Annotated in this window: 20 protein-coding genes and 3 tRNA genes; 18 read left to right on the forward strand and 5 right to left on the reverse strand. The window is 57.8% G+C overall.

Annotation, left to right across the window (positions count from 1 at the left end; translation table 11 throughout):
- Nucleotides 1-14: 14 nt before the first annotated feature.
- The 14 genes from PA598K_RS19000 (at nucleotide 15) to PA598K_RS19065 (ending at nucleotide 18,847) form a co-directional block, all read left to right on the forward strand.
- The gene (locus PA598K_RS19000) at nucleotides 15-1,160 is read left to right on the forward strand and encodes a carbamoyl phosphate synthase small subunit (RefSeq protein ID WP_128658474.1); all 1,146 of its coding nucleotides are present in this window, start codon (nucleotides 15-17) and stop codon (nucleotides 1,158-1,160) included.
- Complete coding sequence (gene carB, locus PA598K_RS19005) at nucleotides 1,147-4,359, forward strand: carbamoyl-phosphate synthase large subunit (RefSeq protein ID WP_128658475.1); 3,213 nt, start codon at nucleotides 1,147-1,149, stop codon at nucleotides 4,357-4,359. Before PA598K_RS19000 ends, carB begins: the two co-directional genes overlap by 14 nt.
- Nucleotides 4,360-4,485: 126 nt before the next feature.
- Nucleotides 4,486-5,214, forward strand: coding sequence for an orotidine-5'-phosphate decarboxylase (gene pyrF, locus PA598K_RS19010; protein ID WP_128658476.1), 729 nt, complete (start codon nucleotides 4,486-4,488; stop codon nucleotides 5,212-5,214).
- A complete protein-coding gene (gene pyrE / locus PA598K_RS19015; RefSeq protein WP_128658477.1) occupies nucleotides 5,211-5,855 on the forward strand; it encodes an orotate phosphoribosyltransferase in 645 nt (214 codons plus the stop codon). Before pyrF ends, pyrE begins: the two co-directional genes overlap by 4 nt.
- A 205-nt stretch (nucleotides 5,856-6,060) precedes the next feature.
- Nucleotides 6,061-6,513: an AraC family transcriptional regulator gene (locus PA598K_RS19020; protein ID WP_128658478.1), complete on the forward strand. Its 453-nt coding sequence runs from the start codon at nucleotides 6,061-6,063 to the stop codon at nucleotides 6,511-6,513.
- A 285-nt stretch (nucleotides 6,514-6,798) separates the two neighbouring features.
- Nucleotides 6,799-7,809: an ABC transporter ATP-binding protein gene (locus PA598K_RS19025; RefSeq protein ID WP_128658479.1), complete on the forward strand. Its 1,011-nt coding sequence runs from the start codon at nucleotides 6,799-6,801 to the stop codon at nucleotides 7,807-7,809.
- The gene (locus PA598K_RS19030) at nucleotides 7,806-8,615 is read left to right on the forward strand and encodes an ABC transporter permease (protein ID WP_185602090.1); all 810 of its coding nucleotides are present in this window, start codon (nucleotides 7,806-7,808) and stop codon (nucleotides 8,613-8,615) included. Before PA598K_RS19025 ends, PA598K_RS19030 begins: the two co-directional genes overlap by 4 nt.
- Nucleotides 8,599-9,423 (forward strand): ABC transporter permease, encoded by an 825-nt coding sequence (locus PA598K_RS19035; RefSeq protein WP_260405490.1) that lies wholly within the window; start codon nucleotides 8,599-8,601, stop codon nucleotides 9,421-9,423. The genes PA598K_RS19030 and PA598K_RS19035 overlap by 17 nt, the downstream gene beginning before the upstream one ends.
- 218 nt (nucleotides 9,424-9,641) lie before the next feature.
- Nucleotides 9,642-10,469: an ABC transporter ATP-binding protein gene (locus PA598K_RS19040; RefSeq protein WP_128658480.1), complete on the forward strand. Its 828-nt coding sequence runs from the start codon at nucleotides 9,642-9,644 to the stop codon at nucleotides 10,467-10,469.
- Between the two features lie 90 nt (nucleotides 10,470-10,559).
- Nucleotides 10,560-11,573: an efflux RND transporter periplasmic adaptor subunit gene (locus PA598K_RS19045; protein ID WP_260405494.1), complete on the forward strand. Its 1,014-nt coding sequence runs from the start codon at nucleotides 10,560-10,562 to the stop codon at nucleotides 11,571-11,573.
- A gap of 3 nt (nucleotides 11,574-11,576) precedes the next feature.
- Nucleotides 11,577-14,486 (forward strand): ABC transporter permease, encoded by a 2,910-nt coding sequence (locus PA598K_RS19050; RefSeq protein WP_128658481.1) that lies wholly within the window; start codon nucleotides 11,577-11,579, stop codon nucleotides 14,484-14,486.
- Nucleotides 14,487-14,533: 47 nt separating this feature from the next.
- Nucleotides 14,534-15,418: an ABC transporter ATP-binding protein gene (locus PA598K_RS19055; RefSeq protein WP_128658516.1), complete on the forward strand. Its 885-nt coding sequence runs from the start codon at nucleotides 14,534-14,536 to the stop codon at nucleotides 15,416-15,418.
- Between the two features lie 6 nt (nucleotides 15,419-15,424).
- Complete coding sequence (locus PA598K_RS19060; protein WP_128658482.1) at nucleotides 15,425-16,975, forward strand: ABC transporter substrate-binding protein; 1,551 nt, start codon at nucleotides 15,425-15,427, stop codon at nucleotides 16,973-16,975.
- A 318-nt stretch (nucleotides 16,976-17,293) separates the two neighbouring features.
- Complete coding sequence (locus PA598K_RS19065) at nucleotides 17,294-18,847, forward strand: ABC transporter substrate-binding protein (RefSeq protein WP_128658483.1); 1,554 nt, start codon at nucleotides 17,294-17,296, stop codon at nucleotides 18,845-18,847.
- 182 nt (nucleotides 18,848-19,029) lie between these two features.
- Here PA598K_RS19065 and PA598K_RS19070 read toward each other — a convergent pair whose 3' ends face one another.
- Nucleotides 19,030-19,542 (reverse strand): 2'-5' RNA ligase family protein, encoded by a 513-nt coding sequence (locus PA598K_RS19070; RefSeq protein ID WP_128658484.1) that lies wholly within the window; start codon nucleotides 19,540-19,542, stop codon nucleotides 19,030-19,032.
- A gap of 191 nt (nucleotides 19,543-19,733) precedes the next feature.
- Here PA598K_RS19070 and PA598K_RS36330 point away from each other — a divergent pair, with 191 nt between their 5' ends.
- The 4 genes from PA598K_RS36330 (at nucleotide 19,734) to PA598K_RS19085 (ending at nucleotide 20,329) form a co-directional block, all read left to right on the forward strand.
- Nucleotides 19,734-19,898: a hypothetical protein gene (locus tag PA598K_RS36330; RefSeq protein WP_185602091.1), complete on the forward strand. Its 165-nt coding sequence runs from the start codon at nucleotides 19,734-19,736 to the stop codon at nucleotides 19,896-19,898.
- A 135-nt stretch (nucleotides 19,899-20,033) separates the two neighbouring features.
- Nucleotides 20,034-20,110: transfer RNA gene (locus PA598K_RS19075), tRNA-Met, on the forward strand.
- Between the two features lie 32 nt (nucleotides 20,111-20,142).
- Nucleotides 20,143-20,219, forward strand: a tRNA-Ile gene (locus tag PA598K_RS19080).
- Between the two features lie 24 nt (nucleotides 20,220-20,243).
- Nucleotides 20,244-20,329, forward strand: a tRNA-Leu gene (locus tag PA598K_RS19085).
- Between the two features lie 76 nt (nucleotides 20,330-20,405).
- Here the strand turns inward: PA598K_RS19085 and PA598K_RS19090 are convergent.
- From PA598K_RS19090 to PA598K_RS19105, 4 genes are all read right to left on the reverse strand, one after another.
- On the reverse strand, nucleotides 20,406-20,678 hold the full coding sequence (locus tag PA598K_RS19090; protein WP_128658485.1) for a hypothetical protein: 273 nt from the start codon (nucleotides 20,676-20,678) through the stop codon (nucleotides 20,406-20,408).
- Between the two features lie 225 nt (nucleotides 20,679-20,903).
- Entirely contained in the window at nucleotides 20,904-21,587 is a 684-nt protein-coding gene (locus PA598K_RS19095) for a hypothetical protein (RefSeq protein ID WP_128658486.1), read from the reverse strand.
- Between the two features lies 1 nt (nucleotide 21,588).
- A complete protein-coding gene (locus PA598K_RS19100) occupies nucleotides 21,589-22,458 on the reverse strand; it encodes an ATP-binding cassette domain-containing protein (protein ID WP_128658487.1) in 870 nt (289 codons plus the stop codon).
- Entirely contained in the window at nucleotides 22,455-22,832 is a 378-nt protein-coding gene (locus PA598K_RS19105) for a GntR family transcriptional regulator (RefSeq protein ID WP_128658488.1), read from the reverse strand. Before PA598K_RS19105 ends, PA598K_RS19100 begins: the two co-directional genes overlap by 4 nt.
- Nucleotides 22,833-22,841: the final 9 nt, after the last annotated feature.

Below are 22,841 nucleotides of genomic sequence, written 5' to 3' on the forward strand. Positions count from 1 at the left end.
AAGGAGTGATACGGATGCAAGCGAGATTGTTACTGGAAGACGGAACGTTGTTCACCGGACGTTCCTTTGGCGCGGAAGCGCAGCAAACGGGAGAGGTTGTATTCAACACAGGCATCACAGGCTACCAGGAGGTGCTGTCCGATCCGTCGTACTGTGGTCAGATCGTGACGATGACCTACCCGCTGATCGGCAACTATGGCATTACCCGCGACGACTTCGAGTCGATCTCGCCTTATATCCACGGCTTCGTCGTGCGTCGTCACGAGGAGGTGCCGAGCAACTGGCGCGCCGAGTATTCGCTAGGCACGCTGCTCAAGGAATACGGCATCCCCGGCATCAGCGACATCGACACCCGGATGCTGACGCGCAAGCTGCGCCACTACGGCACGATGAAGGGCATCCTGACGACTGGCAGCGAGCGTGTAGAGGAGCTGATGGAGCGTCTGTCTGCCTCGCCGCTTATGCGCGATCAGGTCAAGCGCACCTCGACCAAGCATGTGTTCTCCAGCCCTGGAGCTGGCGAGCGGATCGTCCTGATCGACTATGGCGCCAAGAGCGGCATCCTGCGCGAGCTGACCAAGCGCGGCTGCGACGTTGTCGTCGTGCCGCATGATGCGACCGCCGATCAGATCCGCAAGCTGAACCCGGACGGCATCCAGCTCTCCAACGGCCCTGGGGACCCCAAGGACGTGCCTCAATCGGTAGAGACGTTGCGCCAGCTGATCGGAGAATATCCGATGTTCGGCATCTGCCTGGGCCACCAGCTGTTCGCGCTCGCTTGCGGCGCAGACACGACGAAGCTGAAGTTCGGCCATCGCGGCGGCAACCATCCGGTGAAGGAGCTGGCGACCGACCGTTGCTACATCACTTCGCAGAACCATGGCTACACGGTGCTCGAGGACTCGATCAAGGGCACCAACCTGAGCGTCACCCATATCAACAACAATGACCGGACCATCGAAGGTCTGAAGCATAATACGCATCCGGCATTTACGGTGCAGTATCATCCGGAGGCGGCTCCGGGACCATTCGACTCGAGCTATCTGTTCGACGAGTTCCTGGAGATGATCCGCCGTCACAAGCAGAATCACCCGCAACCGCCGCGCCAGGCGCAGCTGTCCGAAGCGTCGAAAGGAGAACTTCAGTATGCCCAAAAATAAAGAACTCAAAAAAATTCTCGTCATCGGCTCCGGTCCGATCGTCATCGGACAGGCGGCCGAGTTCGACTATGCCGGAACGCAAGCTTGCCAAGCGCTGAAGGAAGAAGGCATGGAGGTCGTCCTGATCAACAGCAACCCGGCGACGATTATGACCGATACCAACATGGCCGACAAAGTATACATCGAGCCGATCACGCTGGAGTTCGTCTCCCAGATCATCCGTCAGGAGCGTCCCGACGGCCTGCTGCCGACACTGGGCGGTCAGACCGGCCTCAACATGGCGGTTGAGCTGGCACGCGCCGGTGTACTGGAGCGCGAGAACGTCAAGCTGCTCGGCACGCAGCTGACTGCCATCGAGAAGGCGGAGGACCGCGACCTGTTCCGCGACCTGATGCGCGAGCTCGAGCAGCCGGTACCGGACAGCACGATCGTCACGACGGTGCAGGAAGCGGTAGATTTCGCCAATGAGATTGGCTATCCGATTATCGTCCGTCCGGCGTATACGCTCGGCGGCACTGGCGGCGGCATTTGCGCCAACGAAGAGGAGCTGCTCGAGACGGTAGCCTCGGGTATCCGGTACAGCCCTATCAACCAATGTCTGATCGAGAAGAGCATCGCCGGCATGAAGGAAGTCGAGTACGAAGTCATGCGCGACGCCAACGACAACTGTATCGTCGTCTGTAACATGGAGAACTTCGATCCCGTAGGCGTCCACACGGGCGACAGCATCGTCGTCGCGCCGAGCCAGACGCTCTCCGACCGCGAGTACCAGATGCTGCGCTCGGCGTCGCTGAAAATTATCCGCGCGCTCAATATCGAGGGCGGCTGCAACGTGCAGTTCGCGCTGGATCCGCAGAGCTATCAATATTATGTCATCGAGGTGAACCCGCGCGTCAGCCGCTCCTCGGCGCTGGCGTCCAAGGCGACTGGTTATCCGATCGCGAAGATGGCGGCGAAGATCGCGATTGGCTACACGCTCGACGAGATCGTCAACCCGGTCACAGGCCAGACGTATGCCTGCTTCGAGCCGACGCTCGACTACATCGTCTCCAAGATCCCGCGCTGGCCGTTCGACAAGTTCATCTCGGCGAACCGCAAGCTGGGCACGCAGATGAAGGCGACTGGCGAGGTCATGGCGATCGGCCGTACGTTCGAGGAGTCGATGCACAAGGCGGTCCGCTCGCTGGAGATCGGCGCGCACCGTATCTACCTGAAGGATGCGGAGCAGCTCGACGACGCGATCCTTCGCACTCGTCTGCAGAAGCCGGACGACGAGCGGATGTTCCTGGTCGCCGAAGCATTCCGCAGAGGCTATGCGCTGCAGGAGATCCAGGACCTGACTAACATCGACTGGTGGTTCCTCGACAAGCTGGAGGCGATCGTCAAGTTCGAGGACAGACTGCGCAAGGAAGCACTGACCGACGAGCTGCTGTATGAGGCGAAGCGGATGGGCTTCACCGACCGCGCGATCGCCGAGCTGCGCCAGGAAGGCCAACCGGGCGCCGAGCTGACCCGCGAGGACGATATCCGTACGCATCGTCTGGCGCAAGGGCTGAAGCCGGTATACAAGATGGTCGACACATGCGCGGCCGAGTTCGAAGCGACGACGCCTTATTACTACTCGACCTACGAGACGGAGAATGAAGTGCTCCATACCGAGAAGGAAAAGGTATTGGTGCTCGGCTCCGGTCCGATCCGGATCGGCCAAGGCATCGAGTTTGACTACTCTACGGTGCATGCAGTATGGGCGATCCAGGATGCCGGCTATGAAGCGGTCATCATCAACAACAACCCGGAGACGGTGTCGACGGACTTCAATACGTCGGACCGCCTCTACTTTGAGCCGCTGTTCTTCGAGGACGTCATGAACGTCATCGAGCAAGAGAAGCCGATCGGCGTCATCGTCCAGTTCGGCGGACAGACGGCGATCAACCTGGCGGCGCCGCTGAGCAAGGCAGGCGTGCGCATCCTCGGATCGAGTCTCGAGTCGATCGACTCTGCCGAGGATCGCAAGAAGTTCGAGGCGTTGCTCCGCAAGCTGGATATCGCGCAGCCGGAAGGCAAGACGGTCATCTCGGTCGACGAAGCGGTCGAGACCGCGAGCGGCCTGGGCTATCCGGTACTGGTGCGTCCGTCGTACGTACTCGGCGGCCGGGCGATGGAGATCGTATACTCCGACCAGGAGCTGCTGACATATATGGAGCAAGCGGTGAAGATCAATCCGGAGCATCCGGTGCTGATCGACCGCTATATGCTGGGCAAGGAAGCCGAAGTCGACGCGATCTGCGACGGCGAGCAGGTGCTGATCCCCGGCATCATGGAGCATGTCGAGCGCGCGGGCGTTCACTCCGGCGACTCGATCGCGGTGTACCCGCCACAGTCGCTCTCGGAGGATATCAAACAGCAGATCGTCGACATCACGATCAAGATCGCCAAGGAGTTCAAGGTGCTCGGTCTGGTCAACATCCAGTTCGTCATCTTCAATGAAAAGGTGTATGTGATCGAGGTCAACCCGCGTTCGTCCCGTACGGTGCCATTCCTGAGCAAGGTGACGAACATCCCAATGGCGAACCTGGCGACCAAGTTGATCCTCGGCGCCAAGCTGTCGGAGCAAGGCTACTCCGAGGGCCTCTGGCCGGAGGACGAGTATGTCTCCGTCAAGGTGCCGGTATTCTCCTTTGCCAAGCTGCGCCGCGTCGACCCGACGCTGACGCCGGAGATGAAGTCGACAGGCGAGGTCATGGGACGCGATGTGCAGTATGCCAAGGCGCTGTACAAAGGTCTGATCGGCGCCGGCATGCGCGTACCGCAATCGGGCGGCATCATCGCCACCGTATCGGATAAGGACAAAGCGGAAGCGATCGAGATTCTGCGCGGCTTCTATGAGCTGGGCTACAACCTGATCGCTACCGGCGGCACAGCCCAGGCGCTCGAGGAAGCGGGCATGCGCGTGACGAGAGTGAACAAGTTGAGCGAAGGCTCGCCGAACATCCTCGATCTGCTGCGAGGCGGCCAGGCGCACTTCGTCGTCAATACGCTGACCAAGGGCAAGACGCCAGAGCGCGACGGCTTCCGAATCCGCCGCGAGGCGGTCGAGAACGGCGTCGTCTGTATGACCTCGCTCGACACGGTGCGGGCGCTGCTCGTCATGATGCAGACGATAAACTTCTCCTCCCGGCCGATGCCGGTGCTGCAATAGAGAGCTTCGAGAGACGCGGCCAGCCGCGCGCTGTCGTCCCGACAGGATCGGGATGGCAGCGCGGCGGATGGCCGCCCTTGTGTGCAGTCAAGTCACTATCCGTAAACGTAAGGAGTGTGTGCAGCAATGTCGCTGACAAGAGAAGAGGCCGCCGGACGGATCATGGTGGCGCTGGATTATCCCGACGCGGCAGCCGCCGAGACGCTGCTGAACGAACTGGCTGGCGTTCCTTGCTACATGAAGGTGGGTATGCAGCTGTTTTATGCGGCGGGTCCAGGCTTCGTGGCGAGTCTGAAGGAGCGGGGCTACTCCGTCTTCCTCGACATCAAGATGCATGATATCCCCAACACGGTCAAGGGGGGCGCAGCGAGCGTCACGAGGCTCGGCGTCGATCTGTTCAACGTCCATGCCGCCGGAGGCTCGGCGATGATGGAGGCGGCGATGGAAGGGGCAGCCGCTGCCAGCGGAACGGGCAGAAGACCGCTCGTCATCGCGGTCACGCAGCTGACGAGCACAAGTCAGGCGGTGCTCAACGAGGAGATCGGCATCGAGGGCCGGGTCGAGGATGCGGTGCTGCGCTATGCGAAGCTGACGGCCGCCAGCGGTCTCGACGGCGTCGTCGCCTCGCCGCAGGAAGCGGCAGCGGTAAAGGCAGCCTGCGGCCAATCGTTCCTGACGGTGACGCCGGGCATTCGGCCGTCCGGCGCTGCGCTCGGCGACCAGACCCGGATCATGACGCCGCGCGAAGCGGTCGCGCAAGGCACGGACTATATGGTCATCGGCCGACCGATCACGGCGGCCGCCGACCCGCGAGCGGCGCTCGAATCTATCCTAGAGGAGATGGTACACGCATGACTCAGACTACAGATCAACTGGCGAACCATATCGCCAAGCAGTTGCTCCAGATCGGAGCAGTCGTCCTTCGTCCCCAAGACCCGTTCACCTGGGCCTCCGGCTTGAAGGCGCCGATCTACTGTGACAATCGGCTGACGATGTCCTATCCAGAGATTCGCGAGAGCATCGCCGACGGCTTCGCCTCGATCATCCGCGAGCGCTACCCGGAAGTCGAGGTGATCGCAGGCACGGCTACCGCCGGCATCCCACATGCGGCATGGGTCGCTGCCAAGCTGCAGCTGCCGATGATCTACGTGCGCGACAAGGCGAAGGGTCACGGCAAGCAAAACCTGATCGAGGGCAAGCTGCCGGAGGGCAAAAAGGTCGTCGTCATCGAGGATCTGATCTCCACCGGCGGCAGCTCGCTTAAGGCAGGCGTGGCGGTACGCGAGGCGGGCGGCGAGGTGCTGGCGACGCTGGCGATCTTCACCTACGAATTCCCGCAGGCGCTCGAAGCCTTCGCTAATGCCGGCATCCCGCTGACGACGCTGTCGAGCTACTCCAAGCTCGTCGAGGCGGCAGGCGAGATCGGCGCGATCACGAGCGAAGAGATGGCGGTGCTCCATTCGTGGCGCGAGGACCCGCAGAGCTTCGGGAAGTAAGCGAAGCACGAAGCGTCTCCACGAATTCTTGACTATAGACGATATCACGGGCAAGTTCTTCTTTTGCAGAAGAGCTTGCCCGTTTTATTTGTGTTTTAGAACGTTTGATTTGAAAATTTACTAAAAAAAGGTGTGTAAATATATTTTATATCATGTTAGCATTCAGCTTGTAGTGAAACCTCCATATGGAAAGGAAGAATAATCGATGCAAATGGAAACGATTGCCGCTTGTAGAATTGCCTATGTCCGCAAAATGGGGCTTTACGGTCCCGACAACCGAGAGGCCATGGAGACGCTGAAGCGTTGGGCCGCGAAGGAGGGAAGGCTGACGGAGGAGGCGGTTTTCCTCGGCATCCCGCAAGATGATCCGAGGACGACGGTTCCGGAGGCATGTCGCTATGATGCCTGCCTCATCATCGGCGATGAGGAAGCGCTGGCGGAGGATGAGGTGGCTACAGGGACATGGGGCGGCGGTCGTTATGCCGTGTTCGAGCTGGAGCATACGGCAGCGGCGATGGAGCAGGCATGGGCGTCGATTCCGGCAAGACTGGTTGCCGAAGGGTACTCCATCGACGATAGACCAATAATCGAACGTTACCGTGGACAGCTGCTGCTTGCAGACCGCTGCGAGCTCTGTATCCCCGTTCGGGAGCTGTAAAGTTAGCGCGCTCCAAATTAACGGTTGCCAATATCCTGATCCGATAGTAATATATAACATCAAACGGAAGGGTTTCTAGGGATCCGACGAACGGGCCGCGCGATTGGTGGCCTGCGGGCGAACCAAGCGAAACCGGCGCGTGTCCGGGAGACCGGCATGCGTTACACCAGGGGAATAAAAGACCTCCGGCAAGTTCCGCCTTTTATGAGGCGGCTGCCGGTGGTCTTTTTTGCATTGGTGGGCTTGTTGTCGCTGTGACTGATAACGGGGGAGGAGACAGAGACGATGAATGAGGCATTGCAAGTCGAGGGGCTGACTAAGCACTTCCGCGTCAAGCGCAAGCTGCCAGGGCTGGGCGGCAGTCTGCGGACGCTGTGGCGGCCGAGCTACGAGGACAAAAAGGCAGTCGACGGCATCGATCTGCGCGTGGAACGGGGCGAGACGGTCGCCTTCCTCGGACCAAATGGCGCGGGGAAATCGACTACGATCAAGATGCTGACCGGCATCCTCCATCCGACGAGCGGGCAGGCGCATGTGCTTGGCTACGACCCATGGCGGCAGCGGACGGCGTTGGCCTACCGAATCGGCGCGGTGTTCGGTCAGAAGTCGCAGCTCTGGTATCACCTGCCGCCGTCAGACTCTTTTGAGCTGATGAGTCGTATCTATGAGCTGGACCGGGCCGTCTACCGCCAGCGGCGCGATCTGCTGATCGAGCGCTTCGAGCTGGGACGGTACATCGATACGCCAGTGCGCCGACTGTCGCTGGGCGAGCGAATGCGCTGCGAGATCGCGATCGCTTTTCTGCATCGACCAGAGCTGCTGTTCCTCGATGAGCCGACGATTGGTCTGGACGCTATCGTCAAGCAGCGGATCCGCGAGTTGATCTTCGAGCTGAACCGTGAGGAGGGGACGACGGTATTCCTGACCTCGCATGACCCGGGGGATATCGAACGGCTGTGTCGCCGCGCGATCGTCATCGATCACGGGCGCGTCATCGTCGACGAGCCGGTCGAACGGCTGCGGCGTAACGTGCTCAGCTACAAGCGGGTTGTCGTCAGGCTGGCCGAGGAAGCTGCCGAGCTCGCGGCGCTGCCAGGAGTCGAGACGCATCGCGAAGCGCCAAGGGTGCTGCGTCTGATGGTCGATACGGCGGCTGTGAGCATGACCGAGGTGCTGACTGAGCTGATGGCGCGTTATCGGATCGAGGATATGACGATGGAGGACCCGCCGATGGACGATGTTATCCGGGCGATCTACCAGGGTGGCTTGGGTCGTCGGGAGGAGGGGGATGCATGAGGCTGCGAATCGTATCCAAGCTGCGCAAGTACGAAGCGGTCGGAGTCATCACCATGCGGCATCAACTGGCCTATGTGACGGACTTTGTCCTGCGCTCGCTGTTCCTGCTGCTCATCCTCTACGTCTTCATCCAGCTGTGGAGCGCCGCGTACGCAGGCGACACGGAGGCAGTGATCGCCGGATTCACGCTGCAGCAGATCGTCTGGTATCTCGTCTTCACCGAGTCGCTGACGATGGCGAGCCCGCGGCTTGCGGAGAAGGTCGAGGCCGAGGTCAAGCAAGGCGACATCGCAACCCGGCTGCTGCGTCCGCTGTCTTATACTGGTTATCACCTGGCGGCCTATTTGGGCGAAGCTGGGTTGCGCTTCCTCGTCCATCTGGCGGTGGGCAGTCTGATCGCCTGGCTGTTCGTCGGCCCGCCGGACTTTGGCCTCGGGCTGGGTGCGCTGGCGCTGCTGGCGCCGGGATCGTTCGTCGTGGCGTTTCTGCTGCTGATGACGGTGGCGCTGTGCGCCTTCTGGGTCGAGGAGACAAGAGGACTGGAGTTCGTGCTGCAGAAGCTGAAGTTCACGGTCGGAGGCATGCTGCTGCCGCTGGAGATGATGCCGGACTGGCTGCAGTCGATCTGCGCCTGGCTGCCGTTCCAGGCGGTGCTGTATGTGCCGGCGCGCATGGCCGTCTCTTATGACGCTGAACTGTTGCGGACGTATCTGCTCATCCAGTGGGGCTGGGTGGCGGTACTTGGCGCAGTCGTCATGTTGATGTATCGGAGAGGAGTGAGCAAGCTGCATGTCAATGGCGGATAATCGGCCCGAGCGGGCAACGCCGGTCGCCGTCTGGCGACTGGTGTGGACATGTTGGAAGCTGAATCTGGCAGGAGCGATGGAGTTCAGGATGAGCTTCCTGTTGACGGCGGGCATGATGTTTGTCAACAATATGATCTGGCTGGCGTTTTGGGGCATCTTCTTCACGCGCTTCCCGGTCGTCAACGGCTGGGAGCTGCAGGATGTGATGCTGCTCTGGGCGATCAGCGCGGGCGGCTTTGGCTGGGCGAGCATACTGTTCGGCAACTTCACGCGGGTGGCGACGATGACGGCGGCTGGCGAGCTGGACCTGTACCTGGCACAGCCCAAGCCGGTGCTGATCCATCTGCTGGTGAGCCGGATGTCGCTGACGGCGATCGGCGACTTCCTGTTCGGACTGGCGATCTACGCCTGGGTAGGGGATCATAGCTGGCTCGGCGCCTTCCGCTTCGGCTGCGGGCTGCTGATCAGCGGCTGTCTGTTCCTGTTTTTCGTGCTGCTGGCCAATACGCTAGTGTTTTATATCGGGCAGTCGGAGGGTCTGGCCTTCCAGGTGTTCAACAGCTTCCTTGCGCTGACGACCTATCCGTCCGATCTGTTCCGCGGCGCGGCGCGCCTGTTGCTGTTCACGGTCGTGCCGGCGGGCTGGATCAGCTACATGCCGATCGGTCTGCTGCGGGAGACGGCGGGGTTCGGTTTCCTGCTGCAAGCGGTCGGGATGATGCTCCTGCTCGGAGCGATCAGCTTTGCCGCTTTTTATTACGGCTTGCGCCGCTACACCTCGGGCAATCAGATCATGATGAGAAGCTAATCCGACGTATTGGAGCTCATCTCTATGGATCGCCGCAGCGCGGATGGATGCGATTACTAGACTTGGAAGGCTGGGCTTGCGGCGATCCGGGCTTCTTTAGGAAAAATTAAGTTAGGAAAGATGAGAAAAATATGTAACTTTTAATCTTTCCCTATCGTCTATACGATATAATGAAACCCTGCGATACAGGGACATAGGGAGGAGGAGCGTGACACAAGATGGCTTGGCTGCGAAAAAAAAGCCCCCCGACAAATGAGACGACAGCAACAATCGAGGAAGCGGCGGCTGCCGCAGAACCGGTCGAAGAGACGTTGGCAGGCATGGGGGATAATGTAAAGCCGAAGGCAAAGGAACGCGCGGCAGAGCCGGAGCCGACCGGACCGCTGCTCACAGTCAAAGGCGTGGAGCGCGTATTCCACGTAGCCGGAGGCCCGCTGCATGTGCTGAAGGGCATCGACGCCCGGATCGAGCGGCGCGAGCTGCTCATGCTGAGAGGCCGCTCCGGCTCGGGCAAGACGACGCTGCTGAACATGATCGGCGGGCTCGATCAGCCGACCAAAGGCGAAATCTGGTTCGACGGGAAGCCGTTCCACAAGCTGAGCGATGACAAGCGGACTGTGGTGCGGCGGCGGGATATGGGCTTCATCTTCCAGGCGTACGCGCTCATGCCGATGCTCTCGGCCTATGAGAACGTCGAGCTGACGCTGCGCATGGCGCAGGTGCCGCGAGGCGAGTGGAAGCGGCGCGTCACGGAGGTGCTCGATATGGTGGGACTCGCCAAGCGGATGCATCACCGGCCGTTCGAGCTGTCTGGCGGCGAGCAGCAGCGGGTAGCGATCGCCAAGTCGATCGCGCATCGTCCGAAGCTGCTGCTTGCGGATGAACCGACCGCGGAGCTGGATTCGCAGATGTCGGCTCAGATCATGTCGGTCTTCCAGCATATTATCCAGACCGAGAACATGACGATCTGCATGACGACGCATGACCCGACGATCCTGGAGGTCGCCGACCGCGTCTACGAGATGATGGACGGCCGACTGGTCTAGTATTTATCTTACATAAAAAGGGAGAAGAACATTCTGGATACGCAAACGCACAAACGCAGCAGATGGTTCAAAGGATTGCTGTCCGTCGTGATGAGTGCGGCGCTCGTCATGACCAGCGCCTGTGCGCTGCTGCCTGATGAGGAGCTTGAGGAGGAGCTGCCGGCGATTACGCCCCCGCAGATCTCCAAGAAGCCTGAGTATGAAGTGACGACGACGACACTGTCGACAACGGTCCAAGGCATCGGCAAGCTGATGTCTACAAGCGAGGAAAAGGTATATTTTACGCTGGATGGCAAACGTCTGAAGGAGTTGAACATTAAGAACGGCGATAATGTGAAGGCCGGTCAGGTGATCGGCGAGCTCGATGTCGATGACATGCACAAGGATCTCCGCAAGAAGAAGCTGGCGTTCCGCACCCAGGAAATCCAGATGAAGGAGACGCTGCGCAAGCGCGACGAGATGGAGCCGGTGGAGTTCGAGCAGGCGACGATCGCCTTCGAGGAGGCGCGTCAGGATATCGCCGACATGGAGGCCGAGCTCGGCAAGGCCCAGCTGACGTCGCCTTTCTCAGGCACGGTCGTCTCGCTGACGGCCAAAAAAGGCGATCTCGTCAAAGCGTATGATCCGATCGCGGTCATCGCCGATACGAGCAATCTGCTCATCACGATATCGGTGAGCAAAAGCGATCTGCCGAAGGTGGCGATCGGTATGCCGGTCAAGGTCGATATCAACAACGTCGGCCAGTTCACCGGCAAGGTGAAGCAGCTGCCGATCGCCCAAGCCGAGGATGGCGGAGGCAATAATCAGCCCGGAGGCGAGGGAGACAAGGATACGCCTGACAAGTATGTGATCCTCGAGCTCGACAAGAAGCCTGAGGGTCTGACTCGCGGTACGCCGCTGTCGGCGGTTATCACGATCAAGAAAAAGGAAAATGCCGTCGTGATCCCCCTTGCGGCGCTGCGCACGCTGGGCTCGCGGACCTATGTGCAGGTGGTCGACGAGCAGGGCAAGCGCGAGGTTGACGTAGCGATCGGCCAACAGACGTCTACTCAGGTGGAGATCCTCGAGGGACTGAAGCCAGGGCAGAAAGTCGTAGGTCGATAAGCTATGGGCATCCCGATGTTCCGCTTTTTGTTCCGCAAGATGTGGAACAACCGCTGGCTTACCGCCAGCACGCTGGTCGGTCTGATCATTGCGGTCGCTTTTGCCACGAGTATCCCGATGTATGCGGACGGCGCGCTCAAGCGGGTCGTCGCCAAGACGCTCGAGGAGAACAGCACCGGTCTGCCTGCAGGCTCGCTGCTCATGCGCTATCAGGCAGTGGGCGGACAGACGACCGACCCCGACCAATTGCAGGCCTTGTCGACGTATATCCATGACGATGTGCCTCAACTGATCGGCTTTGACTATCCGACCTTCGTGGAGTCGCTGGCGATCCGCAGCAGCGAGATCACACCGGAGGACCCGACCAAGGTCGATGCCAGCCGGGTGAGACAGATGTCGCTGCTGACGATGTCCGGCTTGCAGGACAAGGCGGAGCTGATGCAAGGCCGCTGGTACGTAGACGGGGCAGGCAGCGGCGAGGAGATCGAGGTCGTCGTCATGGAGGAGTCGCTCTACCGCAACGATATGCACATCGGCGATGTGTTCGAGTACCCGGTGCACGGCGGACTGAATCTGCGGCTCAAGCTGAAGATCGTCGGCGCCTACGCGCCGCTCGACCCTGCGGATCCGTACTGGTATCAGGGGCTGGAGGGGCTGATGAGCAGTCTGCACGTGAGCGAGGCGGCCTTCAAGGAACGGATGATGCAGCAGCAAAAAATCCCGGTCCACACCGCAAACTGGTATTACGCTTTTGATCTGAGCGAGATTCAGACGAGTCAGCTCGCACCGCTCAGCCGGACGCTCGAGCGGCTCAATATCGAACTCTATCAGAAGCTGGAAAATACGCGGGTCGAGATCTCCTTTGCTTCGACCTTGGAGCAGTTCAAGCAGCAGAGCTTGCAGCTGCAGACGATGCTCTTCACGCTGGCGGCTCCGATGATTGCGATGGTCTTCTACTTTATTGCGATGAATGCCAGGCAAGCGCTCGACAAGCAGCGCAGCGATATCGCCGTGCTGAGGAGTCGGGGGGCGGGGACGAGGCAGATCGTCGGCATCTATCTGGTCGAGAGTCTGCTGCTCGGCGCAGTAGCGCTTGTCATCGGCCCGATGCTCGGCTGGTTCATGGCCAAAAGCATCGGCTCCGCCAATGGCTTCCTGGAGTTCGTCGATCGCAAGTCGATCCCGGTCGGCTTCTCGACAGAGGCGATCATCGCTGGAGCAGGAGCCGTAGCGCTGGCGATCCTGGCGACGATTATCCCTGCGATCGTCTATGCGCGGGCATCCATCGTCGGCTACAAGCAACAGCTCGCCAGGAGCGATCGCGGACCGGTATGGCAGCGATGGTTTCTCGATGTGCTGTTGCTGGGCGTTGCAGGCTACGGCTGGTACCTGTTCCAGGAGCGACAGATGATCACGTTCCAGACCGGACTGACGACAGACCAGCTGAACGTGCAGCCGTTTCTGTTCTTCGTGCCGGCGATCTCGATCTTCGCGCTCGGACTGTTCTTCCTGCGGCTGTTCCCTTGGCTGCTGAAGCTGTTCGGCTGGCTCGGCCGCTCGCTGCTGCCGGTGCCGCTGTATCTGACTCTGACGCAGCTCTCGCGCTCGTCCAAGTCGTATTATCCGCTCATGATCCTGCTCATCCTGACGCTGGGCCTCGGTGTCTACAATGCCTCGGCGGCGCGGACGATCGATCTCAACTCAACCGAGCGGACCTTGTACAAATACGGTACCGACGTTATCGTCCAGACCGTCTGGCAGGGCGAAGCCGAGCTGCCGCCGCCAAACAGCGGAGGCGGCAACGGCGGTAATGGCGGAGGCGGCAACCCCGGTGGCGGAGGTAGCAACCCTGGTGGCGGTGGGGGCAACCCCGGCGGTGGAGGTGGCGGCGGACAGCAGCCGACCAAGATCATCTACACGAGTGAACCGCCCTTCGAAATCTTCCGCAATCTGGAAGGCGTAGAAGCGGCCGCACGAGTGCTGCAGACGAAGGCTAGCATCGTCGTCTCGGGACGCTCGATCGGCCAGGGCACGCTGATGGCGATCAACAACGATGATTTCGCCAAGGTGGCGTGGTTCCGCAACGATCTGTTCCCGACGCATCCGTTCCGTTATCTGAATGCGCTGGGCATCTATGACGAGAGCGCGGCGATCATCCCGTCGAATGTCGCCAAGAAGTACCAGCTCAAGGAAGGGGATCGCATCTCAGCGGGTCTGACGGATGGCATGGTTGAGTTCGTCGTCGTCGGCATCTTGCCGTACTGGCCGAGCCAATATCCCGAAGAGTCTCCGTTCATCATCGCCAATATCGACTATATCTATGATCAGGTACCGATGATTCCTTACGATGTGTGGCTGAAGATGAAGGATGGCGCATTGACGACGCCGATCATCCATGCCTTGCAAGAGCAAGGTGTCGAGTTGGCCTCGGTCAAGGATGTGCGTAAAGAGCTTGCAGCTCAAGCGAAGCATCCGACACGAGGCGGCGTATTCGGCATCCTGTCGCTTGGCTTCCTCGTCTCGATCCTGGTGTCGCTGGCTGGATACATCCTGTTCTGGTTCTTTAATCTGTCGGGACGGGTCGTACAGTTTGGCATCCTGCGGGCGATGGGCCTCTCGCGCAAGCAGCTGACAGGTATGATGCTGCTCGAGCAGGTGTTCACGGCAGGGCTGTCAATCGGACTAGGGATCCTCATCGGCAAGGTGACGAGTATATTGTTCCTGCCGTTCCTGCAGACGACCAGCAATGTCGCCGAATCGGTGCCGCCGTTCCGCGTCATCTTCGACAGTAAAGATACCATGTCCTTGTATATCGTAGTCGGCGTCATGATGCTGACCGGCGCGACGATGCTGTTCCTGCAGATTCGTCGTCTGCGCGTGCATCAGGCCGTCAAGATGGGAGAAGAGCGATGAGCAAGACAAAACCTGAGCATCCCGAGACCGAGACCGAATCGACTCCGATGATCCACTGTGAAGGGCTCGTCAAGATCTACAAAACCGACGAGCTCGAGGTTGTGGCCCTGCAGGGCCTCAACCTGACAGTGGAGAAGGGCGAGCTGATGGCGATCATCGGCAACAGCGGCAGCGGCAAATCGACGCTCCTCAACACGCTGGGCGGTCTTGATCGACCGTCGGCAGGCACCGTCAAGGTCGGGCCGTGGGATCTGCTGAAGATTACCGACGATCAGTTGGTCCATTACAAGCGCGATACCGTCGGCTTCATCTGGCAGAACAATGCCCGCAACCTGCTGCCCTACCTGTCGGCGCTGGAAAATGTGGAGATGCCGATGATGCTCTCCGGCAAGCTGGATCGGGCCTACGCCAAGCAACTGCTGGAGTGGGTCGGACTGAAGGAGCGTATGCACAACAAGCTTCATCAGCTCTCCGGCGGCGAGCAGCAGCGGGTAGCGATTGCGATCTCGCTGTCCAATAAACCGCAGCTATTGCTAGCCGATGAGCCGACGGGCTCCGTGGACAGCCGGACCTCAGATATGATTATGGATATTTTCCGCCGGATGAATCGCGAGCTGCAGGTCACTGTCGTCATCGTCACGCATGATCTGACGCTCGCCGGCAAGGTGGACCGGGTGGTCGCGATCCGCGACGGCTTGACGAGCACCGAGTTCATCAAGCGCAATCCCAATCTCGATCAGGCCTCGGAGAGTCAGGGCTGGGGCAAGCTGGGACTGCAGGGCGTGCATGAGGAGTATGTCGTCGTCGACCGCGTTGGCCGGCTGCAGCTCCCCAAGGATTATTTGCAACAGCTCAACATCAAAGATAAAGCATCGATGGAGTTCGATGGAGAGAAAATTATTATTCGTGCACCAAAATCATTGGAGGGGTAATAAAAGATGAGACAACAACCATGGCGCAAATGGATGTTCACAGGGTTATCGGTGGCAATGGTCGTGCCGATGCTCGCGGCGTGTACGGGAGACGGCGAAAGCTCAAGCGCGGAGAAGCGCGTGCTGCGGATCGGCGTGCTGTATGGCGGAGAGGACAACGAGCCTTGGTTCCGTCAACAATATACCGACATCTTCGAATTCAACAACGGCAACATCGAAATTCAGATCGTGCCTGCCATCGATTACAACTCGATGGCTTATCAAAGGTCAGGGGAACAGCAAAAGCAGCCGGACCCTTACGAGGAAATGCAAAAGCTGCTTAATGGCGACAATCCGGTCGATGTCGTGATGACCGAGTACAACATGCTGCGCCGTTTGGTGCTGGACAATTCGCTCAAGCAGCTCGATCCCCTCATGCAGGAGGACGGCTTTAATGTGGATGATTACGTGCCATCTGTCCTCAAGGGCATCAAGACGGCAGGCGAGGGCAACATCTACGCCCTGACGCCAACCTTTACATCATCCGCGTTATATTACAATAAAAAAATCTTCGCCGATGCCGGCGTAGAGCCGCCGACAGACGGCATGCAATGGCCGGATGCGTTTAACAAAGCCCGTCTGGTAACGAAGGGCGAAGGCGCAGAACGTACGTATGGCTTCATGATGAATCGTTGGGGCGGCGAGGGCTTCTATGATATGCAGACCTATGTGGAGCCGCTGCAGCTCCGCATGTTCGACGAGAAGGCGGAGAAGATGCTCGTCAACTCCGATCAGTGGGCGAATGCGTGGGAAACGATCTCGGCGCTGTATCGCGACAAGATCATCCCTAATCAGATGGAGCTGCAGAGCGCGATGAGTGAGAGCAGTATGGTGGAGGGACCCGTGAATCCCTTCTCGTATGATCCGTTCCTCAGCGGCAAGGTCGCAATGATGGTCGGCGACTACTATTATCTCAATGAGCTGAAGCGCGCGCAGCAAAGCGAGAGCAACATCGAAGGCTTCGAGATGATCGACTGGGATGTCGTCACCATGCCGGAGCATCCGGAGAAGCCGGGCGTCGGCAGCAGCATCTATCTGAGCGGGCTGATGGGGATCAACTCCAAGGCCCAAAACCCTGATGATGCCTGGGAATATGTCAAGTTCGTCAACAGCGAGGCGTGGGCGAAGCTGAGATCGCGCAGCGTCAACGAGATGGTCGCTCGCCAGGAGTTCCTGAAGCCGCGCGAGGGAATGGACTATAATCTGGCAGCCTTCTACACGATGGAGCCCGCTCAGTCGACGTCGGCGGAGTTGGAGGCGGCATACCGCAAGTATCCGAACATCTATGAAGTCATATCGCTTGGTCAGCCGCTGTTCCAAGAGGTTGTCGAGGACAAGAAGAGCACGAAGGAAGCGCTGGCCGAGTGGGAGACACAGGGCGATGCCAAGCTCCAGGAGATGAAGGCGAACGCCGCAGCGTCCGAAGAGGGTGGCTCTGATGATGCTGGAGGCGGCACCGCAACGGAAGTAGAGACTAAGGAAGAGACGACCGAGGCCGAGGCTACACCGGCTGGCTAATCGATCGCGAGTAGTATGCATACAGCGCTAAGAGAGCCTGCTGTCCCGGAAGGGATGGCGGGTTCTTGCGTTTTGGACCTTTTAAGAGAAACTTAAGCTATTAAGCATGAGAAAATTATGGAATATCTAATCTTTCCCTATCTTCTATACAATATAATGAATCCTGCGATACAGGGACATAGGGAGGTGGAGTGTGACACAAGATGGCTTGGCTGCGAAAAAAAGCTCCCTGACAAATCGACAGCACCGATTGTTGTCGACCGCGTTGGCTGGCTGATTATTATTCGTGCATTAAAATCATTGGAGGAGTAATAAAAGATGAGACAACAACCATGGCGTAAATGGATGTTCACAGGATTATCGGTGGCAATGGTCGTGCCGATGCTCGCGGCGTGTACGGGAGACGGCGAAAGCTCAAGCGCGGAGAAGCGTGTGCTGCGGATCGGCATGCTGTACGGCGGAGAGGATAATGAACCTTGGTTCCGGCAGCAATATACAGACCTCTTCGAATTCAACAACGGCAACATCGAGATCCAGATCGTGTCTGCCATCGATTACAACACGATGCGTTATCAAGGCTCAGAAGTGCAGCAAGAGCAGCCGGACCCGTATGAGGAAATGCAGAAGTTGCTCAACGGCGACAATCCGGTTGACATCGTCGTGACCGAATACAACATGCTAAATCGTCTTGTGCAGGAGAACTCGCTTAAGCAGCTCGACCCGCTCATGCAAGAGGACGGCTTCAACGTCGACGATTACGTGCCGTCGGTTATCAAGGGCATCCAGACGGCAGGCGAGGGCAATATTTACGCACTGACGCCAACCTTCACTTCAACGGCACTGTACTATAACAAAAAGATGTTCGCTGATGCCGGCGTAGAGCCGCCGACAGACGGCATGCAATGGTCGGATGCGTTTAATAAAGCCCGCCTGGTAGCGAAGGGCGAGGGAGCAGACCGCGTATATGGCTTCATGATGAACCGTTGGGGCGGCGACAGCTTCTGGGATCTGCAAACCTATATTGAGCCGCTGCAGCTTCGCATGTTCGACGAGAAGGCCGAGAAGATGCTCGTCAACTCCGATCAATGGGCGAATGCATGGGATACCATCTCGGGACTGTACCGGGACAAAATTTCGGCAACCCAGATGGACCTGCAGGGCGGAGTGAATGAGAGCGGTATGGTGGATGGGCCGATGAATCCTTTCTCACATGATCCCTTCCTCAGCGGCAAGGTCGCGATGATGATCGGCGACTACTATTACCTTGGTGAGCTGAGGCGCGCACAGCAAAGCGAGGGCAACGTCGAAGGCTTCGAGATGATCGACTGGGATGTCGTCACCATGCCGGAGCATCCCGAAAAGCCAGGCGTCGGCAGCAGCATCTATCTGAGCGGGCTGATGGGGATCAACACCAAGGCACAAAACCCAGACGACGCGTGGGAATATATTAAGTTCGTCAACAGCGAGGCGTGGGCAAAGCTGAGATCTCGCAGCGTCAACGAGATGGTCGCTCGCCAGGAGTTCCTGAAGCCGCGCGAGGGAATGGACTATAATGTGGCGGCCTTCTACACGATGGAGCCGGCTCAGCCGATAGACTTGCAGGAGGTATACCGCAAATATCCGGACATTTATGAAGTCACATCGCTTGCTCAACCGCTGTTCCAGGAGGTTGTCGAGGACAAGAAAAGCACGAAGGAAGCGCTGGCCGAGTGGGAGACTCAGGGCGACGCCAAGCTCCAGGAGTTGAAGTCGAAAGCGGCAGCCTCCGAAGAGGGCGGCTCAGACGGTGCTGGAGGCAATGCAACGGAAGGCGAGACTAAGGAAGAGCCGCAGGTCGAAGAGACACCAGTCGAAGAGACAACGGCCGGCTAATCGTTCTCAAGTCATGCAATTGTGTAGCGTTTAGATAGAGCCTGCTGTCCCGAGAGGGGTGGCAGGCTCTTCATGATGGCTTGAGAGTGGCGACGAGAACTCTCGTAAATCCGTCGGCACTCAAGATTGTGTGACCGTGCGCAGGCCGACATGCGGAGCAGGCAAGGGGCATCAGAGTCTCGCTAGCCCTGAAGTAAAAACGACTGGTACGCGGTCCATGAGCCGTTGGCGGTCTGATAGAGCAGATGAATACGGTCGACTCGGTCGGTGAAGTCAATCGTCTCCTGGCTGATACTGGCGCGCACATCGTGGAGCTCATCAGAGGACAGCTCCTGGCCAAGCGTCACATGGGGCGTGTAGACATAGGCAGGCCCGTCTTCTTCGAGCAGACCGCTGCACAGCCGCTCTTGCAGCGTAATGACAGGCTGAGGGTTCTCCAAAGCGAGATAGATCACATTGGTAACCGGATAGAAGGTGGACGTCCGGTCATAGTGTATCGTGAAGGGCGCATAGGTCGCGGTGACTGACTCGATGTGAGCGGTGATCATCGACAGCTCGACTTCGTCGACCTCCAGACCGGGCCGCAGCGTCAGATGCGGCTGGATGGCGCTATAGCGCGGGTCGAGCCGTTTGCGCCAGCTGTTGGCGAAGTCCTGGACGGCGCGGGATGGGAAGATGACGAGTCCGATGTGCATGGGTGGATACCTCCTGGGTAGCGTGGGCTGGATGATGGGCTACAGGCTCTGGTCAAGCATTGCTTGCATAGGAGCACGTACCCATTGCGAAGGCTGATTCGTCAGCCTCCTCTAAGACAAGTATGCCCAAAATGGCTTGAATCTGATAAGAATGGGCAGGCTAAAGTTAACAATTGTTGGAGGGATGAGCGGTGCGCTGGATCTATTGGGGACGGTTGTACGAGAGTAAATTCCAAGCCAGCTGTCTGGTGGAGCGGATGGAGAATGACTGGTGGCTGTATGGCTATCACAGTCCGAGGGAGGTCGAGATCTTCCGATCCCGTCGCGGCAGGTACGGGGTACGCTACATGCCTTAGGCAAGGCGAGGGGAGATCAGGCTTTGCCCGGACGGGCAAGGTCAGAAATCATCAAAAAAGGATTGACTTACCTCTTGGCCATGTAGTATATTATATCTTGTCGCCATTCGTAAATGATCCACATCTTGGGTACATCGCGGGGTGGAGCAGCTCGGTAGCTCGTCGGGCTCATAACCCGAAGGCCGCAGGTTCAAATCCTGCCCCCGCAACCAACCTTACATGACATGATGAATCCCTATATCTGGGGCCCTTAGCTCAGTTGGTTAGAGCGGTCGGCTCATAACCGATTGGTCGGGGGTTCGAGTCCCTCAGGGCCCACCATGCCGTGATCATTTATGACACCATGCCGGGGTGGCGGAATTGGCAGACGCACAGGACTTAAAATCCTGCGGTAGGTGACTACCGTACGGGTTCGACCCCCGTCCTCGGCACTTCATAGAAAGTCCTCAATCCCTTGGTACATAAGGGGTTTTTGTTTTTTCTAGGGGAGGAAATGGAGCGGCTAGGTTATCTGGAATGCGCTCCATTTTCGCTTTTGGGGACGGATTGGGGACAGAATAATTGTTTGATGGGGACTTCAATTTTTTCTTTGCCTGTGTGATAGACAAGAATGTCGTCTTTTGCTCGAACTAACTCTCTGGTCGCTTCAATATTGTCGTCAAAAGCTTGTATGATGGCCATATCGTCAACATATCGTACTTGGTTTTCAATACGTCCCTCCAGGATGCGGAGCTTAACAAAACGGTTTGGGTACAGTCTTCGAACTTCCTCCCATTTCATGTCTACACCTCCAACAGTTTATTTTTTCCTTCCATAACACCATTTTCATCTGAAACAAGCTATGAACAGCGGAATTGCAAGTTGTGTGCCTCCATTATCTTGCTAATATAACCTGGCTCTATATGCAGTCATACACCTATACAACGACCAACGTCAGCCGATCACATGATGAGCGGCTGACATTTTTTATTCTATTCCACAATCGTTGTCCCCACAAGGCCAACACTAATGCGCCCGAACTCTCGTAAACAGCCATCCGCCTGCAGCGAATAGAAGGTAAAGCAGGAGATTGTAGCCGACACCTAGCAGGAGGGAGTCGTTGAACAGCAGCGTTTGGAAAAAGGAGCTGACATAGACGCGCAACGAAGAAATCGCCGTTCCGAGCGGGATTGCCGTTAGGAGCAATGCTGACAACAGCCAGCCAACAGGACTGGAATAGCCGGAAGTTAGCATGCTCAGCAGCGCCATGGCCATCAAGTAAAAAGCTGTCTGGTAAAGGAGCGTTCCCAGGAAGCCGAAGTCGTTCCAGTGGAAGGCGTCGACCAGATCAACGACGTTGGCATAATTGTGGAAGACCTTCATTTGGATCAGGACCCACAGGGAGTTAATCAAAGCGACGAGCACTGCCCAGATGGCATAGACGCCATGCAGCCCCCAGAAAACCTGTTGACGGGTAGCCCCTAAATGAACCATGCGTTTGGTATAACTTAAAGGCAGCACGATGGCGATCAGCGGCAACAGAATAATGAGCATGTTCGTCTCCGACAGACGGGATACGTTGTTCTCCTCCGTGAGGGAAGTAATAATAAGTTCGGTCAGTCTGCCAAACACAATAATGACCAAGACGAACCAAATGTACATTTTGAGTTGTCGGTAAGTGGCTTTGAAATGCAGGGTCAAGGCGCCCAAATTAGAGACCCCCTTCAATTAAATACAAAAACAACTTCTGAAGACTAAGCGGTTCGATCGATAAGTCTAACTTACGGACATGCAGCATGTCGGCGTCGGTTAGAGGTTCGTAGATAGCAGCGAGCAATCCTCTGCCGTAAGCTTCCTGATAGATCACTCGCTTGCCTTCCGTAAAAGAGGCCATAGCCTCGGCATTTCCGCGTAGGAGATAGGCGGACTTGCGGATTTGCTCCATATGGTCCTGTAGCAGCAGGGTGCCCGACTCAAGGATGAAGATATGTTCCGCAACCGGAGCAATTTCGTCGATCAAGTGCGTGGACAGCAAAATCGTGCGCGGGTAATTAGCATAATCCTCCATGAGCGCCTTATAGAAGCGCTCCCTCATCAAAACGTCAAGCCCCAATACCGGTTCGTCGTATAAGGTTAGCGATGCCCGGCTTGCAAGCCCGATGATATTGCCAATGAGCGACTGTGTGCCGCTGGAGAACTGACGGATCTTTTTGTCCTGGTCGACCAGAAAGATGTTCAGCAGCTCACGGGCAAAGGTCCAATCCCACCGGGGATAGAAGGTAGCGGCGATTTGCAAAGCTTCCATCACTCGTGCTCCGCCAAAATGCCGAAATTGACTGCGAACATAACAAAAGTCCTCCGGATGCTCTCGTTTGCTCAACCTCTTTCCCTGAACCTCGATCGTGCCGGATTCGGCCGCGATTGCGCCTGCAATGGTGTCCAGCAAAGTTGTTTTGCCGGCGCCGTTTCGCCCAAGCAGGCCGTAAATCACATTTTCCTCCAACTGCAAATCCAAATGCTGCAATGCGGTGGTGGGCCCGTAGGACTTGGATAAATTGTAGCAAGCCAAAGCTATACTCACGGCTGTCCATCCTTTCTCAGTTGCTTGATCATCGCTATGATATCGTCGGTTGTCAGCCCCAGCTTATCGGCCTCGTTTAACAAATTGGACAGCATTTCCTTATGAAAACGATCTCTGCGCTTCTGTTGAATTTTCGCTTTTGCATCGGCGGCTACAAACATGCCAAGCCCTCTTTTTTTATACACAATTTCTTCATTGACGAGCAAGGCGATCCCTTTCACCACGGTTGCCGGATTGATCTGGAACATCTGGGAGAACTGTGCGACAGAGAGGATCTGCTCGTCCACGCAAAAGGTACCGTTCAAAATATCATCCTCAATGATATGGGCGACTTGCTGGAAAATCGGTAGATTATCATCAAAAGTAATGGTCATGGCTTCACC

The organism is Paenibacillus sp. 598K (assembly GCF_003851045.1).
GTDB lineage: Bacteria > Bacillota > Bacilli > Paenibacillales > Paenibacillaceae > Paenibacillus_D.

Excerpts from the sequence above, each read along its gene's own strand:
- PA598K_RS19000 (WP_128658474.1), top strand. The coding sequence starts at position 15 with ATGCAAGCGAGATTGTTACTGGAAGACGGAACGTTGTTCACCGGACGT.
- carB (WP_128658475.1), top strand. The coding sequence starts at position 1,147 with ATGCCCAAAAATAAAGAACTCAAAAAAATTCTCGTCATCGGCTCCGGT.
- pyrF (WP_128658476.1), top strand. The coding sequence starts at position 4,486 with ATGTCGCTGACAAGAGAAGAGGCCGCCGGACGGATCATGGTGGCGCTG.
- pyrE (WP_128658477.1), top strand. The coding sequence starts at position 5,211 with ATGACTCAGACTACAGATCAACTGGCGAACCATATCGCCAAGCAGTTG.
- PA598K_RS19020 (WP_128658478.1), top strand. The coding sequence starts at position 6,061 with ATGCAAATGGAAACGATTGCCGCTTGTAGAATTGCCTATGTCCGCAAA.
- PA598K_RS19025 (WP_128658479.1), top strand. The coding sequence starts at position 6,799 with ATGAATGAGGCATTGCAAGTCGAGGGGCTGACTAAGCACTTCCGCGTC.
- PA598K_RS19030 (WP_185602090.1), top strand. The coding sequence starts at position 7,806 with ATGAGGCTGCGAATCGTATCCAAGCTGCGCAAGTACGAAGCGGTCGGA.
- PA598K_RS19035 (WP_260405490.1), top strand. The coding sequence starts at position 8,599 with ATGTCAATGGCGGATAATCGGCCCGAGCGGGCAACGCCGGTCGCCGTC.
- PA598K_RS19040 (WP_128658480.1), top strand. The coding sequence starts at position 9,642 with ATGGCTTGGCTGCGAAAAAAAAGCCCCCCGACAAATGAGACGACAGCA.
- PA598K_RS19045 (WP_260405494.1), top strand. The coding sequence starts at position 10,560 with ATGAGTGCGGCGCTCGTCATGACCAGCGCCTGTGCGCTGCTGCCTGAT.
- PA598K_RS19050 (WP_128658481.1), top strand. The coding sequence starts at position 11,577 with ATGGGCATCCCGATGTTCCGCTTTTTGTTCCGCAAGATGTGGAACAAC.
- PA598K_RS19055 (WP_128658516.1), top strand. The coding sequence starts at position 14,534 with ATGATCCACTGTGAAGGGCTCGTCAAGATCTACAAAACCGACGAGCTC.
- PA598K_RS19060 (WP_128658482.1), top strand. The coding sequence starts at position 15,425 with ATGAGACAACAACCATGGCGCAAATGGATGTTCACAGGGTTATCGGTG.
- PA598K_RS19065 (WP_128658483.1), top strand. The coding sequence starts at position 17,294 with ATGAGACAACAACCATGGCGTAAATGGATGTTCACAGGATTATCGGTG.
- PA598K_RS19070 (WP_128658484.1), bottom strand. The coding sequence starts at position 19,542 with ATGCACATCGGACTCGTCATCTTCCCATCCCGCGCCGTCCAGGACTTC.
- PA598K_RS19090 (WP_128658485.1), bottom strand. The coding sequence starts at position 20,678 with ATGAAATGGGAGGAAGTTCGAAGACTGTACCCAAACCGTTTTGTTAAG.
- PA598K_RS19105 (WP_128658488.1), bottom strand. The coding sequence starts at position 22,832 with ATGACCATTACTTTTGATGATAATCTACCGATTTTCCAGCAAGTCGCC.